At 70.8% G+C, this 16,850-nt stretch carries 15 protein-coding genes, 1 tRNA gene and 3 pseudogenes; 13 read left to right on the top strand and 6 right to left on the bottom strand.

Annotated elements, in window-relative coordinates; translation table 11 throughout:
- Nucleotides 1-44 precede the first annotated feature (44 nt).
- Both ACFYO2_RS36835 and ACFYO2_RS36840 read left to right on the top strand, forming a co-directional pair.
- On the top strand, nt 45-869 hold the full coding sequence (locus ACFYO2_RS36835) for a hypothetical protein (protein ID WP_388358245.1): 825 nt from the start codon (nt 45-47) through the stop codon (nt 867-869).
- On the top strand, nt 866-3,676 hold the full coding sequence (locus ACFYO2_RS36840; RefSeq protein ID WP_388358246.1) for an FAD-binding and (Fe-S)-binding domain-containing protein: 2,811 nt from the start codon (nt 866-868) through the stop codon (nt 3,674-3,676). Before ACFYO2_RS36835 ends, ACFYO2_RS36840 begins: the two co-directional genes overlap by 4 nt.
- Nucleotides 3,677-4,072: 396 nt before the next feature.
- On the opposite strand, the pseudogene ACFYO2_RS36845 reads toward ACFYO2_RS36840, so the two are convergent.
- Both ACFYO2_RS36845 and ACFYO2_RS36850 read right to left on the bottom strand, forming a co-directional pair.
- A pseudogene (locus ACFYO2_RS36845) lies at nt 4,073-4,411 on the bottom strand (3-hydroxyacyl-CoA dehydrogenase family protein); the annotation flags it as partial.
- Between the two features lie 45 nt (nt 4,412-4,456).
- Nucleotides 4,457-4,530 (bottom strand) — tRNA-Pro (locus ACFYO2_RS36850).
- A gap of 127 nt (nt 4,531-4,657) precedes the next feature.
- Between ACFYO2_RS36850 and ACFYO2_RS36855 the strand changes: the two genes are divergently transcribed.
- The 3 genes from ACFYO2_RS36855 to ACFYO2_RS36865 all read left to right on the top strand — a co-directional run bounded on the left by ACFYO2_RS36855 (nt 4,658) and on the right by ACFYO2_RS36865 (nt 6,260).
- The gene (locus tag ACFYO2_RS36855) at nt 4,658-5,185 is read left to right on the top strand and encodes a DUF309 domain-containing protein (protein ID WP_388358249.1); all 528 of its coding nucleotides are present in this window, start codon (nt 4,658-4,660) and stop codon (nt 5,183-5,185) included.
- A gap of 86 nt (nt 5,186-5,271) precedes the next feature.
- Nucleotides 5,272-6,042, top strand: a complete 771-nt coding sequence (cobF, locus tag ACFYO2_RS36860) for a precorrin-6A synthase (deacetylating) (RefSeq protein WP_388358252.1) — start codon at nt 5,272-5,274, stop codon at nt 6,040-6,042.
- A gap of 59 nt (nt 6,043-6,101) precedes the next feature.
- The gene (locus ACFYO2_RS36865; RefSeq protein ID WP_388358254.1) at nt 6,102-6,260 is read left to right on the top strand and encodes a hypothetical protein; all 159 of its coding nucleotides are present in this window, start codon (nt 6,102-6,104) and stop codon (nt 6,258-6,260) included.
- On the opposite strand, the gene ACFYO2_RS36870 is transcribed toward ACFYO2_RS36865, so the two are convergent.
- Nucleotides 6,247-6,993: a cobalt-precorrin-6A reductase gene (locus ACFYO2_RS36870; RefSeq protein ID WP_388358257.1), complete on the bottom strand. Its 747-nt coding sequence runs from the start codon at nt 6,991-6,993 to the stop codon at nt 6,247-6,249. The two genes, ACFYO2_RS36865 and ACFYO2_RS36870, sit on opposite strands and share 14 nt — an antisense overlap.
- Nucleotides 6,994-7,077: 84 nt before the next feature.
- On the opposite strand from ACFYO2_RS36870, the gene ACFYO2_RS36875 reads away from it, so the two are divergent.
- Entirely contained in the window at nt 7,078-7,890 is an 813-nt protein-coding gene (locus ACFYO2_RS36875) for an HAD-IIA family hydrolase (protein WP_388358260.1), read from the top strand.
- On the opposite strand, the gene ACFYO2_RS36880 is transcribed toward ACFYO2_RS36875, so the two are convergent.
- Entirely contained in the window at nt 7,870-8,643 is a 774-nt protein-coding gene (locus ACFYO2_RS36880) for a sulfite exporter TauE/SafE family protein (RefSeq protein ID WP_388358263.1), read from the bottom strand. The two genes, ACFYO2_RS36875 and ACFYO2_RS36880, sit on opposite strands and share 21 nt — an antisense overlap.
- 340 nt (nt 8,644-8,983) lie before the next feature.
- Between ACFYO2_RS36880 and ACFYO2_RS36885 the strand changes: the two genes are divergently transcribed.
- The 4 genes and pseudogenes from ACFYO2_RS36885 to ACFYO2_RS36900 form a co-directional block, all read left to right on the top strand.
- Nucleotides 8,984-9,466 carry a Dps family protein gene (locus tag ACFYO2_RS36885; RefSeq protein WP_388358265.1) on the top strand — a complete coding sequence of 161 codons (483 nt, stop codon included), beginning with the start codon at nt 8,984-8,986 and terminating at the stop codon, nt 9,464-9,466.
- A gap of 35 nt (nt 9,467-9,501) precedes the next feature.
- Nucleotides 9,502-9,834 (top strand): DUF3140 domain-containing protein, encoded by a 333-nt coding sequence (locus ACFYO2_RS36890; RefSeq protein ID WP_388358267.1) that lies wholly within the window; start codon nt 9,502-9,504, stop codon nt 9,832-9,834.
- Between the two features lie 167 nt (nt 9,835-10,001).
- Entirely contained in the window at nt 10,002-10,841 is an 840-nt protein-coding gene (locus ACFYO2_RS36895; RefSeq protein ID WP_388358270.1) for an SAM-dependent methyltransferase, read from the top strand.
- A gap of 154 nt (nt 10,842-10,995) precedes the next feature.
- Nucleotides 10,996-11,300: pseudogene (locus tag ACFYO2_RS36900) on the top strand (response regulator transcription factor); the annotation flags it as partial.
- Here the strand turns inward: ACFYO2_RS36900 and ACFYO2_RS36905 are convergent.
- Nucleotides 11,296-12,984: an IS200/IS605 family accessory protein TnpB-related protein gene (locus tag ACFYO2_RS36905; protein WP_388358272.1), complete on the bottom strand. Its 1,689-nt coding sequence runs from the start codon at nt 12,982-12,984 to the stop codon at nt 11,296-11,298. The pseudogene ACFYO2_RS36900 and the gene ACFYO2_RS36905 sit on opposite strands and share 5 nt — an antisense overlap.
- A gap of 201 nt (nt 12,985-13,185) precedes the next feature.
- On the opposite strand from ACFYO2_RS36905, the pseudogene ACFYO2_RS36910 reads away from it, so the two are divergent.
- Nucleotides 13,186-13,392 (top strand): annotated as a pseudogene (locus tag ACFYO2_RS36910) (response regulator transcription factor); the annotation flags it as partial.
- Nucleotides 13,393-13,399: 7 nt separating this feature from the next.
- On the opposite strand, the gene ACFYO2_RS36915 reads toward ACFYO2_RS36910, so the two are convergent.
- Nucleotides 13,400-14,809 (bottom strand): cytochrome P450, encoded by a 1,410-nt coding sequence (locus tag ACFYO2_RS36915; RefSeq protein ID WP_388358275.1) that lies wholly within the window; start codon nt 14,807-14,809, stop codon nt 13,400-13,402.
- Nucleotides 14,810-15,071: 262 nt separating this feature from the next.
- Between ACFYO2_RS36915 and ACFYO2_RS36920 the strand changes: the two genes are divergently transcribed.
- Complete coding sequence (locus tag ACFYO2_RS36920) at nt 15,072-15,917, top strand: hypothetical protein (RefSeq protein ID WP_388358278.1); 846 nt, start codon at nt 15,072-15,074, stop codon at nt 15,915-15,917.
- A gap of 114 nt (nt 15,918-16,031) precedes the next feature.
- Nucleotides 16,032-16,844, top strand: coding sequence for an SAM-dependent methyltransferase (locus tag ACFYO2_RS36925; RefSeq protein ID WP_388358281.1), 813 nt, complete (start codon nt 16,032-16,034; stop codon nt 16,842-16,844).
- Nucleotides 16,845-16,850 lie beyond the last annotated feature (6 nt).

Raw genomic sequence — 16,850 nt, forward strand, 5'->3', positions numbered from 1 at the left:
CCCTCCGTCATCCCGGAGCCGTAGCGGCGGAACGCCGCGTCTCCGTGCCGACCACCAGCACACCGGCCCGGGTGACCCTGCCCGCCGGGATGCGACTGGTCGACGCCATGGCCCACGAGATCGAGGCCCTGGGTGCGAGCTCCGGTCAGGTCGAGCTGCTCGACGGGTCACTGTCCCGGGTCAGCTACTGCGTCCCCGCGTTGTGCCACGACGGCACGACCGCGGTGACCTTCAGCTCCACCAGGGAAGCCGTGGCACCCGCGCGCCTGATCGCCGGGTCGGCCACGGTCGGGTTCAGGCACGGGCAGCGTTTCGCCCACTGTCACGCCGCCTGGTTCGATGCGTACGGCGAGGTCAGAGGCGGGCACGTGTGGCCGGAGACCGTCATCGGTCCTGGCCCCGTCCACGCCGTCGTGCATGCCCTGAATCAGGCCGAACTCATCAGCGACACCGACGCCGAGACCCGGCTGCCCGTCTTCACGCCGCGTCCGGCCCAGCCCGGCGGCGTGAGCGGGCCCGGGGCGGTGCGGGCGGCCATGTCCCGTGTCGCACCGGGGGTCCGGCTTGCCGAATCCGTCCGCGACGTGATGCGGGAGAACGGGTTCGAGCGTGCGTCGATCGCGGGCAGCGTGGGCAGCCTGGTCGGTGCCGTCCTCCGGCGCGACGGTGGTGCGTTCGTCGTCGACGGGCCGGCCACCGAGGCGTCCCTGATCGGCCGGTTCGACCTGCGCGATCCCGCCGCACCGTTCTCCTGGATCAGCGGGGTGGCGATCGACCGGTTCGGAAACGTCCACCGCGGAGAGTTCGTCGACGAGGAGAACATCGTCGCCGTCACCTTCGAGCTGCTGGTCGAGGAGGTGACGCAGTGAGGCCCCTCGATCGTCTCCGCGCCCACGGGTGGCGGGGAGGCGGCGCCAGCGACAGTCTGTTGGACCGGGTCGCCCAGGCGAATGACGCCTCCCATTACCTGCTCACGCCACAGGCCGTCGTGGTCGCCGGGAGCACGCAGGACGTCACCGAGCTGATGACCGCCGCCGGCCGGGCCGATGTCGCCCTGACATTCCGTGCCGGTGGGACCAGCCTGTCCGGACAGGCGGTGACCGACTCCGTTCTGGTCGACACCCGCCGTGGCTTCCGGGGTGTCGAGGTGCTCGACGACGGCCGCGCCGTGCGGGTGGAGCCGGGAGCCACCGTCGGCGCAGTCAACGCCGCTCTGCGGCCCTATGGCACGAAGCTCGGCCCGGATCCAGCCAGTGAGTCCGCCTGCACCATCGGCGGCATCGTCGCGAACAACTCCAGCGGGATGACCTGCGGTACGCATGCCAACCCGTACCGCACCCTTCGTTCGCTGCGGTTCGTCATGCCCAGCGGCACCCTCGTCGACACCGGCGACACCGACGCCGACGCCCGCCTGCGCGCGCTCGAACCGGATCTGTACCGGGGGCTGCTCCTGCTGCGTGACCAGGTCCGCGAAAACCCGGCGCTGGTGGCCCGGATCAGGGAACTGTTCGCCATCAAGAACACCATGGGATACGCGGTCAACGCGTTCCTCGACTTCGACGCGGCCGCAGACATCCTCGCCCACCTCATCGTGGGCAGCGAAGGCACACTCGCCTTCATCGCCTCGGCGACTTTCATGACCGTGCCGGTGCTTCCCCACACCGGTACCGGATTGCTGGTTCTGCCGGACCTGGTGTCGGCCGCCTCGGTGCTGCCCGCCCTCATCGACAGCGGCGCCGCGACGATCGAGTTGCTCGATGCTCAGTCGCTGCGTGTCGCCGCCGCCGACAAGGATGCCACCGAACGCCTGCGCGCCCTGCCCATCTCCCGACAGGCCGCGCTCCTCGTCGAATACCAGGCGCCTTCGGTCCCGCATCTGCAGAGCCTCCTCCAGGAGGCGGAAGCGCGCTTCGAATGGACCTCGGGCGGGGGCGATGAGCTCACGACGGACCCCGCGACACGGGCCGCGTTGTGGAAGATCCGAAAGGGACTCTTCGCCGCCGTCGCCGGCGCCCGGGCAGCCGGGACGACTGCTCTCCTGGAGGACATCGCCGTTCCTCCCTCCGTCCTCGCGGACACCTGCGCGGAACTGACAGGGCTCTTCGGCAAGCACGGGTACGACGACAGCGTCATTTTCGGGCACGCCAAGGATGGCAACATCCATTTCCTGCTCAGCGCCGAGTTCCACGACTCCGCCGGGGTGGACCGGTACGCGGCCTTCACCGAGGACATGGTCGATCTGGTACTGGGACGCGGCGGCACCCTCAAGGCCGAGCACGGCACCGGCCGGGTCATGGCGGCGTACGTCCAACGCCAGTACGGCGCCGAGCTCTACAACGTGATGCGGCGGATCAAGAGCCTGTGCGACCCGCGCCGGATCCTCAACCCCGGCGTCCTGCTCACAGACGACCCGGCCATCCACCTGCGACACCTGAAAACGACCTCGCCGATCGAAGCCGAAGCCGACCGCTGCGTCGAATGCGGCTTCTGTGAACCCGTCTGTCCCAGCAAGGACCTCACCCTGACCCCGCGGCAACGCATCGTCACCCGCCGCGCCATCGCCGCCGCGCGGCAGGCCGGCGACGATGCGACTGCCACGGAACTTTCCCGCGCCTACGAGTACTCCGGCGTGCAGACCTGCGCGGCGGACGGGATGTGCCAGACAGCCTGTCCGGTCGACATCGACACCGGCTCGCTCGTCCGCCGGCTGCGCGCCGAAGGCCGCGGCAAGACCGCCCAGGCGATCGGCCGCACGGCCGCCCGCCACTGGGCCGGCGCGACAAAAGCCGCGGCGGCAGGGCTCACCGTCGCCCACCGACTGCCGACCGTGTCCGCGGCGGCGACCGGTGCCGCGCGCAAGGTCTTGCCGGCGGAAGCCGTACCGCAGTGGTCGCGCGAGCTGCCCCGCGGCGGCCGCGCGAGGTCCGGCAGTCCGACGCCGCTTCCCGACATCGTGTTCCTGCCCAGCTGCACCGGGTCGATGTTCGGCAGCGTCGGCGGCGTGTCCACGGCGGACGCGTTCCTGTCGCTGTGCGCGAAAGCCGGCATCCGGGTGGCCGTGCCCGACGAGGTGGCTGGTCTGTGCTGTGGAATGCCGTGGTCCTCCAAAGGACTCACCGACGGCGCCGAGGTGATGAGCCGCCGTCTCCACGCCGCGCTCCGGCAGGCCGGCGACGAGGGCGCCGTCCCGGTCGTTGTCGACGCGTCGTCGTGTACCGAAGGAGTTCGCAAAACACTGCCGTCCGGGATGCGTGTCGAGGACGCCACCGAGTTCACCGCACGCGCCATCCTGCCGCGGGTGGACATCGAGCGAACCCTGGACGTGCTGGCTCTGCACCCGACCTGTTCGTCGGTCCGCATGCACACTGACGACAGTCTGAAGATCATCGCCGACGCTCTCAGCGCACATGTCTTCATCCCGCCTTCATGGGGATGCTGTGCGTTCGCCGGCGACCGTGGACTCCTGCGCCCGGAACTCACCGACAGCGCAACCCGCCGCCAGGCCGCCGAGGTGCGGGAGTCCGGCGCCACCCTGCACGTGTCGTGCAACCGCGCCTGCGAGCTCGGCATGACCCGCGCCGTCGGCCGACCCTACCGGCACATCCTCCAGGTGCTGAACGAACGAAGCACAAGGAGGTCGGCGTCCGCGTCGATCCCGCCGACGCCGTCCACATGATCCACCATCTCGATGAGGGGATATGGCGCCTCATGCCGGGTCACTGCTGGGCCACCTCTTTCATGATCCGGTTGCCGACTCGTGATACGCATGCTTTTCGAGTTCGCTGAGATCGCTGTGGAGCGCGGCCGCCCTGCTTCCAGCCAGGCGCTGCGAATTCTTCGCGGAGCGCCGGCCGACGCGAAGGGGCAGCAGCCGGGTCGCCGGCCGAGGCCAACAGGGTGTCGACACCGTGGCCCGAGCTGCCGCTCAAGGCGACGGTCGGCTGCGCCCCGGCCCTTGCGATTCGCACCAACAGCAGAATGAGCGAAGCCTGGCGCCCCTCACTACAAACAGAGCGAGGGACAATGCCACGACGCCTCCTACGCGTGTCGAAACCGCTGGGTAGCAATTGGTTCAGGCGTCGCAGGTGTAGAAGCCGCGTCCGTTCTTGCGGCCGAGGTGGCCGGCGGCGACCATGCGGCGCAGCAGGGCGGGTGGTGCGTACAGGGGCTCCTTGAACTCCTCGTACATGGACTCGGCCACCGCCTGGGCGGTGTCGAGGCCGATGAGGTCGAGCAGGCGGAGCGGGCCCATGGGGTGGGCGCAGCCCAGTTCCATGCCCTGGTCGATGTCGTCGGGGCGTGCGGCGCCGGACTCCACCATACGGACCGCGCTGAGCAGGTAGGGCACGAGGAGCGCGTTGACGACGAAGCCGGAGCGGTCGGGCGCCTGGATCGCCTGTTTGCCCATACGAAAAGGGCCCCCGCAGACTCTCGCCTGCGAAGACCCTTCACACCGTCGGGACGACAGGATTTGAACCTGCGACCCCTTGACCCCCAGTCAAGTGCGCTACCAAGCTGCGCCACGTCCCGATGTGCCCTCCCGCGGTGACCCGCGTGATCGCGCGAAAGGCACTTTACCCCACGTCGGAGGCCTCGCCGAAGGCGGGAGGGACGGGGCGAGGAGCGGTGCGCGGGTGCTGGGCGGGACAATCGGCGTATGGGCAGCGCATCCTCAGGACGACAGGCCGACGCACGGGACCGGGACGACGAGGGGCGGGCGCGCAACGCGCGGCCGCGGGACGGGCTCGGGCGGCCGCTGCCGTACGGCTCGGACGGAGTGGAGCGGCAGCCGGAGGGCGTCGTCCGCAGGCCGGACGAGAGCGTCACCGAGGCCCAGGAGCTGTTGGACGCGGGGAAGCCGTTCCATGCCCACGAGGTGTTCGAGGACGCCTGGAAGTCGGGTCCGGAGGACGAGCGCGGTCTGTGGCGCGGGCTGGCGCAGCTCGCCGTGGGGCTCACTCATGCGGCCCGGGGCAATGTCACTGGCGGTGCCCGGCTGCTGCGGCGCGGCGCCGGGGCCGTGGAGGAGTGGGCGTCGGCGGCAGGGCGGGAGCAACCGTACGGCATGGACCTGCCGGGGATCGTGGGCTGGGCGCGGCAGCTCGCGGACAGCGTGGAGCGGGACGAGCGGACCGTCGACGCGCGGGCGCGGGCGCCCCGGCTGCGAGGCGAAGGCGCCTCCTAGGAGCGGGGCCGGCGTGGATGGGGTGTACGCGTTGGCAGTGTGGACGCGGTGTACGCGTTGTCAGTGCCGTGCGGCAGACTCGGGGCGTGCGAGAGATTCATGTGATCGGTATCGGCGCGGGCGACCCCGACCAGCTGACTCTGCAGGCGGTCAAGGCGCTGCGGAGTACGGACGTGTTCTTCGTCCTGGACAAGGGCGAGGTGAAGTCCGACCTGGTACGGCTGCGCCGGGACATGCTCGACGCGCACGTACCGGAGGGCACCTACCGCGTCGTCGAGGCGCGCGATCCGGAGCGCGACCGGGCGGCCGGCGGGGCCGCGTACTCCCCCGCGGTCGGTGACTGGCGCAGTGCCCGGGCGGAGATCTACGCCCGGCTGATCGCCGAGGAACTGGGCGAGGACGAGAGCGGTGCCTTCCTGGTCTGGGGGGACCCCGCGCTGTACGACAGCACGATCGGCATCCTGGAGGAGATTCTCGAGCGGGGCGCGGTGGCTTTCGAGTACGACGTCGTGCCGGGGATCAGCAGTGTCTCGGCGCTCGTCGCCCGGCACCGGACAGGTTTGAACCGGGTCGCCCGTCCCGTCCAGATCACGACCGGCCGACGGCTGGCCGATGGCCTCCCCGAGGGTGTGGACGACGTGGTCGTGATGCTCGACGCCCACCAGACCTTCCGGCAGTACGCGGACCAGGACATCGACATCTACTGGGGTGCCTACATAGGCACACCGGACGAGATCCTCGCCGCCGGCCCGATCGCGGAGACCGCCCCCCGCATCGAGCGGCTGCGCGCCGAGGCCCGCGAGCGCAAGGGCTGGATCATGGACACGTATCTGCTGCGCCGGAATCGGCAGGAGTGAGGCACGGGTCGCCCAGGCATGCGTGCGACCTCGGATACCCGGACCGGCTCAGGCGGTTCGTGGCCGCGACGCTGCGGGAGCGTGCACCCTGGTACGAACGCGGCCGGAAGATGACCTACGTCGCCCGCCTGGCCGCCTGGATCAAGAGCGCCGAGAACCGCGGCGAGGTGCTGCGCACCATCGACCGCCTCCGCGCCTGGGTCGTCACCGCTCGCTGAGGCCGAGCCACGCCAGGACCGCCGCCACATCGGGGACCGCCGTCACGCCGTCCGGGAGCGGCGGGCGTCCTACGACCACTACGGGCAGCGCGAGTTCACGCGCGGCCGTCAGCTTGGCCGACGTCGCCTCTCCCCCGCTGTCCTTGGTCACGAGTACGTCGATGCAGTGGTCGTACAGCAGCGCGGACTCGTCGGCGACGGTGAACGGACCGCGTGCCAGGAACACTTCGGTGTGCGGTGGCATCGGCGGCTCGGGCAGTTCCACGGACCGTACGACGAAGTGCAGGTCCGTCAGGTGCGCGAAGGCGGCGAGGCCCAGCCGCCCGGTGGTCAGGAACACCCGTCGACCGAGCCGCGGCAGCAGAGCCGCGGCCGCGTCCAGAGAGGAAACCGTGTGCCAGCGGTCCTCGGGGCCGGGCCGCCAGGGCGGGCGGTGCAGTACCACCGCGGGAATCCCGGTCGCGGCCGCGGCCGCCGCCGCGTTCGCGGTGATCTTGGCGGCGAAGGGATGCGTGGCGTCGACGAGTGCGTCCACGTGCTGCTCGCGCAGCCAGTGGGCGAGCCCCTCCGCCCCGCCGAAGCCCCCGATCCGTATGTCCCCCGCGATCACCCCCGGCCGCGTCACGCGTCCGGCGAGCGAGGTGGTGACACGCAGACCGCGGCGGGCCGCGAGCGCGGCGGCCAGTTCCCGGGCCTCGGCGGTGCCGCCGAGGATGAGGACGTGCGAAGGCATGGCGCCGAGCCTACGAGTCCCGGACGGAGGACAGAACGCCGGGTACGGGCCGACTTCCCGGGCCCGGGTGGTTATCGTCCAGACATGGAATCCGTGCGCGCCGTCCTGATCGACATCGACGGGGTCCTCACCGTGTCGTGGCAGCCGCTGCCGGGGGCTGTCGAGGCGTTGCGGGAGATCCGGGAGGCCGGACTCGCGGTGGCCCTGGTCACCAACACGACGTCCCGGACGCGGGCGTCGATCGCCGCGACGCTGGCCGACGCGGGGTTCCCGGTGGCCGCCGGGGACGTCCTGACCGCGCCGGCCGTCACGGCCGCGTATCTCGCCGAGCACTGGCCCGGGGCGCGGTGCGCCCTGCTGAACAGCGGTGACATCCGGGAGGACCTGGAAGGTGTCACGGTCCTCGACACGAACGACACGGACGACACCGACGGGGTTCCGGACGTCGTGGTCGTGGGCGGGGCCGGTCCCGAGTTCGACTACGCGGCGCTCGACCGGGCCTTCGGCCATCTGCAGCGCGGCGCCGGGCTGGTGGCGATGCACCGCAATCTGTACTGGCGCACCGACGCCGGGCTGCGGCTCGACTCCGGCGCCTTCCTGGTCGGCCTGGAGCAGGCCGCGCGGGTCGAGGCCGAGGTCACGGGCAAGCCGTCGGCGGCCTTCTTCGCGGCGGCGCTGGCACACCTCGGGGTCGGTGCCCGGGACGCGCTGATGATCGGGGACGACATCGAGTCCGACGTACTGGCGGCGCAGCGCGTCTCAGTCACCGGGGTGCTGGTGAAGACCGGCAAGTACCTGCCCGAGACCCATGAGGCCGCGAGCGGCACACCCGATCACGTGATCGAGTCCTTCGCGGACCTGCCCGCCCTGCTGGGGCTAGCGCAGCAGAAGTTGTAGGCCGCCCAGGACCGTCGCCCCGATCACCAGTTGCTCGAACAAACGCTGGTTGATCCTGTTCACAGCCCATTTGCCGATGAACGCGCCGGGCACGACGAACACCACGAGCGCCGCGTCAAGAAGCAGGGACCGGCCGTCGATCAGACCGAGCCCGGCGCTGAAGGGCACCTTCGACACGTTGACGATCAGGAAGAAGAAGGCGGAGGTACCGAGGAAGCCGAGCTTGCGGAAGCCGGCGGAGAGCAGGTACATGGACATCACCGGGCCGCCCGCGTTGGCGACCATGGTGGTGAAACCGCCGAGGACGCCGTACGAGCGGGCCTTGATGCGGCCCGATCGGGTGGTGACGGAGTCGGGTTCCTCCTCGGTGTCGGCCGTGCGGCGGCGCCAGACCGTCACCCCGGCCATCAGCAGCAGGATCGCCCCGATCGACGTCCGTACGATCTCGTCGTCCGCCCACACCAGGAACAGCGTGCCGGCGACCACGCCGACCGCGACCGCCGGGAACAGTCGCCACAGCGTGGGCCAGTGGGCGTGCCGCCGGTAGGTGAGCACGGCGAGCACGTCCCCGGCGATCAGGACCGGCAGCAGCACGCCGGTGGACGCGCGGGCGGGCAGGACGGCGGCGAAGATCGCGAGGCTGACCGTGTTGGCCCCGCTCACGGCGGTCTTCGAGAAGCCGACGAGCAGGGCGGCGGAGGCGAGGGCGGCGAACTCCCAGCCGGTGATGTGCCAGAGGGTCATCGTGTTCATGCGGGGACCGATGCTATGTGCAAGTAACCGCAGAGCGTAGGAGCGTCTCGCCAGATGGCCGGTGTTGGCGCGGGCATCGACCGGAGGCGGCTCCGCCACGGCCCCGCGTCACCGACCTGTCCGGGCAGCGACCTGATCGGCCGGCACGCCGGCCGGCTGGCGGCGCCCCAGTGGACGTCGTCGATCCCGCCGGGCCGAGAGCGGGGAGATCGGCGAGGCGTTTGCACCGGTTCGCCCTGGGCACCCGCGCCGCCATGGAGTGGTTGCCGCGCCGTGAGGAGGAAGAGCGAGACGCACCACTCCGCACCACCGGAGACGACGCCGCAAGGAGAAGCACCGTATGACTGTCGTGAAGAGCACGATTCCCGAGGAGGCCCGTCAGGTCACCGGGAACGCACTGCAGAGCACGCTGGTGGACCTTCTCGGGCTCTCCCTGATCGGGAAGCAGGCGCACTGGAACGTGGTGGGCCCGCGCTTCCGTTCGATCCACTTCCAACTCGACGAGGTGGTCACGGCCGCACGCGAGTTCGCCGACACCGTCGCGGAACGCTCCTCGGCGCTCGGCCTGCCGCCCGACGGCCGACCGGAGACGATCGCGTCGGCGTTCACGCTGCCTGGCCCGAAGGACGGCTGGGTCCGCGACTCGGACGTCGTCGAGGTGATGGTCGAGGCCCTGGAGGCGGCGATCGGACGACTGCGCGAGCGCATCGAGGCGACCGAGAAGCCAGACCCGGTCACCCAGGACCTGCTGATCACGATCACCGCCGAACTCGAGAAGCAGCGCTGGATGTTCGACGCGGAGAACTGGCCGAAGGACGGCTGACCGGCACCCGGACCATACGGACGAAGGGGCACTTGATGACTGACGCCCTCGAACTCGACGCGCTGTGGGAGGACTTCCACCGCGTGGTGAACATGACCTCGCAGGAGCTGGCCGCGTGGCTGCGGGTCCGCGACGCCGACGAGGACGCGGAGCCGCTGCCGGAGAACGCGGGCACGCCCACGGGGCAGCACGTCCTCGCGATCCTGCAGAAGCGGCGCACGGATCTCACCGACGACGACATCAGGGTGATGCACGAGGTCGTCGACACCGTCACCGAAGAGACGGACATGGAGAACGAACCGGCGGCCGAGGACACGGCCCACCGACAGCGCCTGATGACGATCGGCCACGACCCGCTCAAGCCGTGAGCCCGTCGGAAGCGCCCGACCGGCCGTGGCCGCCCCGGAGTTGAGGTGGGCCGCGTCGGCCGGGCAGGTGGCCGAAGACCGCCTCTGCCACACCGCATGATCGTGTCAGACTGCTCGAACAGCCTGACGAGCGTTTCGCGGGCCTTGTCGAGCAGAGGAGCACCAGGGTGACCGAGCCGGCCGTCCACCGGACCGACACGAAGCGGCTCGACACGAACCGGATCGACACCACCAGACCCCATCCCGCCCGGGTCTACGACTGGTTCCTCAGCGGCAAGGACAACTACCCGGTCGACGAGGAACTCGGCCGGCAGATCATGGCGATCGACACGGGAGCCCCGCGGGCGGCCCGCGCCAACCGCCGGTTCATGCAGCGGGCCACCCGCCGACTCGCCCAGGAGGCGGGAATTCGCCAGTTCCTCGACATCGGCACCGGCATACCCACCGAGCCCAACCTCCACCAGATCGCCCAGTCCGTCGCTCCGGACGCCCGGGTCGTCTACGTCGACAACGACCCGATCGTCCTGGCCCACGCGGAGGCACTGCTCCACGGCACGCCCGAAGGCGTGACGGAGTATCTCCAGGCGGATGCGCGCGATCCGCGCGGCATCCTCGAACAGGCCCGCCGCATCCTCGACTTCGACCGGCCCATCGCCCTGTCCCTGATCGCCCTGCTGCACTTCGTCGCGGACGACGACGGCGCGTACGAGCTGGTGGACACCCTGGTCGAGGCCCTCGCACCGGGCAGCTGCCTGGTGCTCTCTGCGATGACGGCGGACTTCGAGCCGGAGAACGTACGGCGGGGCATCGCCGCCTATGCGGCGGGCGGGGTGACGCTGGTGGCCCGCACACAGACCGAAATGGACGGGTTTTTCAAGGGACTTGAGGTGATGGAGCCCGGGATCGTGTCGGTCTCCGACTGGCACCCGGAACTCGCCGCGACGGGCGAGAACCCCGACGGGGAAGAACCTGTGTCGCTGTACGGCGCGGTCGGCCTCAAGCCCTGACACGCGCGGCCGGCCTCAAGCCCTGACACCAAGCGGTTCACTCCGCCTTGCGCGAGGATCCTCCGCACCGGCTGATCCCCTTCAGCCCGGGAACACCGCCCGCACTTCCCAGCCGCACCCGCCGCGCGGCCCCGCGTGCAGGTCGCCCCCCAGCGCCGTGGCCGCCGACGGCGAGGAGGCCGTCGCGCTGGCCCGCACGGTGTGTCCGGACGTGTGCCTGCTGAACATCCGGATGCCGAAGCTGGACGGGCTGGAGGCCACCCGGATGCTGGCGGGGCCGGACGTCGCCGACCCGATGCGGGTGGTCGTGGTCACCACGGTCGACCGGGACGAGTACGCTACGGGGCACTGCGCGGCGGAGCCTGCGGATTCCTGCTCAAGGACTCGGGGCCGACGCTCCTGGCGGAGGCGGTCCGCATGGCCGAGGCCGGCGACTCCCTGGTCTCCCCCTCGGTCACTCAGGCATGTCACCGAGACCGTTCCTAGAGACTGAGTAGTCCGGTCCCCTTTCGGGGACACCCTGTAGGCGTGAGCCCTGTTGCCAGGTCTCGTGCTCAGCCGAACGCCCCGGACGGTGTTGGACGTTCTGGTTGCCCGCGTTCGCTCCGCGTCCGGGCGGCACGGATCGTGTCCGTGGTCCGGGAATGCGGGGGCGGGTTCCCTCACGCCCAAGGGCGCCCGGTCCGGCCTGGGCGGTCCGATGCCCCGCACGATCGCTCTGGTCGTGTGGGGGCGGTGTCGTCCGTCGCCGGATCGGGTGTCCCTGGGCGCGCCTTCCGATCGCCACGGCAGCAGCGTCATGGCGAGTCGTCTTATGAGTCTTCGTGGTGAGGGGTTTCTGCCAGTGCTGGGCGCCCCAGCGGCTGGTGTAGGCCGGGTCGACGGCGATGACCGCGATGCCCGTCTGGTCGGCCATCGAAGACAATCGGGCGCGGAGCTTCCCGGTGGGCATTCCCGAGATCAGCTGCCTGAACCGCTTCTTGCGGCCGTGTTTCTCCCGAGTCTTCTCCGCGGTGAAGTCCAGGTCCTCGATGGCGATCGCCCTGACACCGCAGGTGCGGGCCCACCGCAGGAGGCGGGTGAGGGCGTGGCGGACCTGGGCGTCACGATGCTCGGCGGTGCCGGACAGGTCGTAGAAGAAACGGCGCGGGGCACCAGTCGGGTTGCCGTGGGCGTCGAGGCGCCAGGCGGCCAGGTGATCGGCGTTCATGTCGACGCCGATCACTCCATGGGCGAGAGCCGCCTCGATCAGGACGGTCGGGGTGGGCGGGATCTGCCAGGCGGCGGTCAGGTACCAGCGGTTCCGGCCGGTGTTGTAGTGGATGCGGTAGGCGATCGCCCGGTTCGCTTCGATGCGGTCGGCCCACTCCTGCCCCCGGTGCGCGAACGAGATCCGACAGGTGAGGATGTACCGTCCGTGCGGGGCGTTCGCCAGATGCGAGAGCGGCGCGGGGAGCTTGATGCTCACCTCACCATCCGGGCTGACCCGGATCGTCTCGTTGCCGTACCGCTTCCCGGACTCCCCGTCCGCCTGACAGAACCAGCGCTCCGCCTCCCAGAGACCACGCCACTCGCACTCGGTCAGCTGGGCCGCCTCCAGGTGGTGCCGGGCACGGGCCAGCCGCTTGCCGCCCCGCACAACGTGCACGGTGCCCGCCTCACGGTCGGCCCGCACGGCGGTCAGCCGGTCCTCCAGCATCCGCAGCCGACGTGACTTCGCATGCCACTCCCGCCGCGACCGGTAACCCCCGGGCACCCCCTTGGCACCCTTCTGCCCGACCGGCAGGGACAGTCGGTGCGTGAGGGTCCGGACGCCCGCTTCCAAGTTCTGGAGGTACGCCCCCTGGCCGCGCCGGGCCAGCGCCCACTGGTCATGCGAGGCCTTGGTGACACTCCCCGCCCACCGCGACGACGAGACCGGCGTCAGCTCCCGCTTGCGCACCGCCCACGTCTGACCGGAATGGTCCAGGCCGTCCCGGCAGCGCGCCTTGAGATCTTTCGAAGCCAGCGCACCCAGATGCGCACCCACCAGCCGCAAAACCTTCTCATCGCCCGGCGGCAGGTGCTTGAGACGGGTCCGGATGGCCACACCACTGGGGCCGGACGCGACGAACGGCAGCGCGATGCTCCTCAGCTCACCCACCCCACCACCCCGTCCTGCCTCCCCAGAAGATCCCGTCATCCTGGGAAACGAGCGCCACCCATGAAGGTCACGCATTCGATGAGAGAACGTCAGTTCCTCACTGACACCGACACCACGGCCAAGACGCGCGACACGACACAGACCAGCAGCACTCACTCCCGCTCACCAGAACACTCTTGAAGACACTCCAGCGCCAGCAGCTCCAAACCCCTCACCGACCGTGAACTCGACGTGGTCCGCCTGGTCGCCCTGGGCCGCACCAACGCCGAGATCGCCGCCGAGTTGTACGTCTCCCTCTCCACGGTCAAGACGCACCTGTCCAGCGTCCAGCTCAAGCCGGCGGCGCGGAACCGGGTGGAGATCGCGGCCTGGGCGTGGCAGAACGGGCAGGTGGGGCCCCGATCCTGACCGGCGCTCAGCCGTCCGAGCGGATGAGCCCCGTCAGGTACCGCCACAGCGACGACCGGCGCTTGGCGGCCTGGTCCGGTACGTCCGCCGCCGAGGCATCGGCCTCCGGGGGCGGAGGTACGTACCGTACGGCCGATGCGGCGAGCTCGTAGCGCACGGGCAGCGAGCGCAGCCCCCGCATGAACGGCGAGGAGCGCCACGGCAGTTGGTCGACCGGGAGGGCGAGTTCCAGGTACCCGAACCGTTCGAAGAGGCGGCTGACCGCCACCGATGCGATCGTCGACGCCAGCTCGCGGGCGGGGCACTGGCGACGCCCCGCGCCCCACGACAGGTGCGCCCGGCTGCTGATGGTGGAGGCGCCCGGTGACATCTGCCCGGCGAACAGGGGGTCGGCGTGCGCGGCGGCCGAGGAGACCCACACCGGGTCACCGGTGTGGATGGTGTAGTTGCCGAGCCGGGTGTCCGCGGCCGCGAACCGCGGCACGAAGTTGACCAGGGGCGGCTTGCGCATGACCACCCGGTTCATGGTCTCCCGGACCATCCCCGCGGACAGGGCGCTGCGCACTCCGCCCTCGCGCTCCCCGGAGATCACCTCGACCACGGTGTTGGAGATGAGGATGCCGACGTGGTCGGAGGTCATGCCGAGCAGCATGAACAGCTCCCGGGCCAGCTCGTCGACCGAGAGGTCCGGGTGGGCGGCCAGCAGGTGGGAGGGGAAGTCGTCCCCCGGTCGCTCGATCTTGGCGGCGGCCAGCTCGGAGAGCGTCTTCAGGAGCCGCTCCAGGGCGGGTTCCGCGTCCGGGCCCGCGTCCAGCACCCGCCACATGTCCATCAGGGCGTCGTCGCCCTGCGAGCCGGGGAAGCCGAGCAGGTGGCTCGCCGCCATCAGCGGGAGCGGCCGGGAGAACTGCGCCGACAGGTCGGCCATGCCGGTACCGCCACCCTGTGCGAGCAGAGTGATCAGCTCGTCGGCGTAGACCGTGACGGCCGACTTCAGCCGCTTGGCCTGGGGGTGCCGCGGATCCTGGAACGGCCGGAGGGCGGCGTCCCAGGCGCTGCGCAGCGCCGGGTAGCCCGGACCGCCCTGGATCAGTACGTGGTTGACCTCGAGGGAGGGGCCGAGCGGCCAGTCGGCGGGCACCCGGCCCTCCGACCGGGCCCGCCAGTTCTCCAGGCCCTTCGGCCATCCGGCGTCGTCCTGCAGCACCTCGAGCGACTCGCGGTAGCCCAGCACGAGCCACGCGGGCACGCCGAGCAGGTCGACCGGCGCGACCGGTCCGTGGCGCTGTCGCAGCCGCTCGTAGACGAGCCCGGGACGTGTCTCGTAGTCCCGGGTCAGCAGGGGCTCGGGATCCAGGGCCTCCAGCCGCGCACCGCCCGGCGTCGACTCCCCTTCGTCCACCAGGTGGAACTCCATTGTTCTGCCGCCCCTTCGACACCGCCTGTAGCGGCCTGCAGCCTGTGAGTGGTTGCGGATCTGGGAGACCGTACCTCAGGCATCACACGGATCACACGGCGGGGTACCCGCCGGTAACGAGAACGCGCCGCCGCGCTGTGGCTCCGGCGGGCGGGGCGTTCGAACCGCCCGGCCGGTCACCCGAACAGGCCGGTGCGCTGGTGTGCCGAGGGGGCTGGTGGTGCGCTGAGGAGACGTGTCACATCCTCAGGAGGCATCCGCGATGACCCCTCGTCCGTCCCGTCCTGTCCGCGTCCTGACCTCGGCCCTGGCGGCGGGCGCGCTGCTGACCGCCGCGGCCTGCTCGGACGACAACGGCGCCGACGGCGGTGGCGACGGCGGTGCGACAGCCGCGGACGTCGCCGCCTCGCCGTTGGCCGCGAAGTCGCCGACCACCTCGCCGTCCGGCCGTCTCACCGCGGCCGGAGCCCGGGCCGCCCTGGTCACCGAGGCCGACCTGGAGGACAACTGGTCGCAGGTCGAGGGCGCCGCCTCCTGGCGCGACAGGCTCCTCATCGGCAAGGTCGACGTCGCGGACTTCCTCACCGCCAAGACGGAAGCGGCCAACGCCGCCGACTGCCAGAAGCTGCTCGACGCCCTCTACGGCGACGACCTTCTGGGCAAGCCGTCCGGCGCGTCCGCGCTCAGAGGCTTCGAGGAGGAAGACTCCCGTCTGCTCCATCAGGTCGCCGCCTACGACAAAGCCGCCCTCGACGACTCCCTGACCTGGCTGAAGTCGCTGCCCACCAAGTGCGACCAGTTCACGGCGACCGACAGCTCGGGAGCCAGGCGCACGGTACAGGTCACCGAGACCTCCGTTCCCGAGGTGGGCGACGCCCGCCAGGGGCTGCACGTGACCGTGCAGGGCACGGCCGCCGACGCGCCCGCCACCCTCACCCTGGACGTCGCCGCCGTGCGGGTCGGCACCGACGCGATCACCGTCACCGCCGGCGGTCTCGACGGGGGCGAGGCCGACTCGGTCGAGCGGGCGGTCGAGCAGGGTACCCAGCGGCTGAAGGACGTAACTGCGGGCCGGACACCGGCCGCGGACCCCGGCGAGATCGACTGACCGCCTGCTCCCGCCCCCTGCGAACCGCCTTTCGGCTCGGCCGTTTCCGGGACAAGCTGATCATCGGACGGCACAATGGCGACGACGGACACAGGCGCGAGAAGGAGCAGTCACGTGAGCGAGAGCCACACCCCGTCAGGCGGGTCGGCGAGGCTGAACACCGGTGTGGCGCACAACGCGCGCGTGTGGAACTACTGGATCGGCGGCAAGGACAACTACGAGGTCGACCAGCAGGTCGGCGAGCAGGTCGCCGGCATGTTCCCGATCATCCGGGACATCGCCCGCGCCGACCGCTGGTTCCTGGGCCGGGCGGTACGGTTCCTCGCCGAGGAGCAGGGCGTCCGTCAGTTCCTCGACATCGGCACCGGACTGCCGACGGTGGAGAACACCCACGAGATCGCCCAGCGGATCGCGCCCGAGTCGCGGATCGTGTACGTCGACAACGACCCCATCGTCCTGGTGCACGCCCGCACCCTGCTCACCAGCACCGCCGACGGCGTCACCGACTACATCGACGCGGACGTGCACGACCCGGACGCCATCCTCGAACGGGCCGCGCAGACCCTCGACTTCAGCGAGCCGGTCGCGGTCATGATGCTGGGCATCCTCAACTTCGTCCTGGACGCCGCCGAGGCCCGGGACATCGCGCACCGCGTCATGGCCGCACTGCCCTCCGGCAGTTACCTCGCCCTGACGCACCCCACGTTCGACGCCGACCTCGGCGGCGAGGGCCAGATCCCGGCCATGAAGTTCTGGAACGAGAACGCCACGCCGCCGATCTGCGCCCGCAGCCGCGAGGACATCGCCGCCTTCTTCGAGGGACTCGAGCTGCTGGAGCCGGGCCTGGTGTCGTGCTCTCAGTGGCGTGCCGAGCCCGACTCCCCGCTCGTGGTACCGCAGTTCGGCGCGGTGGCCGTGAAACCCTGACGCAGG

It is taken from the genome of Streptomyces sp. NPDC006602, from assembly GCF_042870385.1.
Lineage (GTDB): Bacteria > Actinomycetota > Actinomycetes > Streptomycetales > Streptomycetaceae > Streptomyces.

What these genes read in the sequence shown, in the direction of transcription:
- ACFYO2_RS36855 (WP_388358249.1), top strand. Translation starts at nt 4,658, where the DNA reads ATGGGCAGCGCATCCTCAGGACGACAGGCCGACGCACGGGACCGGGAC.
- ACFYO2_RS36920 (WP_388358278.1), top strand. Translation starts at nt 15,072, where the DNA reads ATGACCCCTCGTCCGTCCCGTCCTGTCCGCGTCCTGACCTCGGCCCTG.
- ACFYO2_RS36880 (WP_388358263.1), bottom strand. Translation starts at nt 8,643, where the DNA reads ATGAACACGATGACCCTCTGGCACATCACCGGCTGGGAGTTCGCCGCC.
- ACFYO2_RS36885 (WP_388358265.1), top strand. Translation starts at nt 8,984, where the DNA reads ATGACTGTCGTGAAGAGCACGATTCCCGAGGAGGCCCGTCAGGTCACC.
- ACFYO2_RS36915 (WP_388358275.1), bottom strand. Translation starts at nt 14,809, where the DNA reads ATGGAGTTCCACCTGGTGGACGAAGGGGAGTCGACGCCGGGCGGTGCG.
- ACFYO2_RS36875 (WP_388358260.1), top strand. Translation starts at nt 7,078, where the DNA reads ATGGAATCCGTGCGCGCCGTCCTGATCGACATCGACGGGGTCCTCACC.
- ACFYO2_RS36870 (WP_388358257.1), bottom strand. Translation starts at nt 6,993, where the DNA reads ATGCCTTCGCACGTCCTCATCCTCGGCGGCACCGCCGAGGCCCGGGAA.
- ACFYO2_RS36890 (WP_388358267.1), top strand. Translation starts at nt 9,502, where the DNA reads ATGACTGACGCCCTCGAACTCGACGCGCTGTGGGAGGACTTCCACCGC.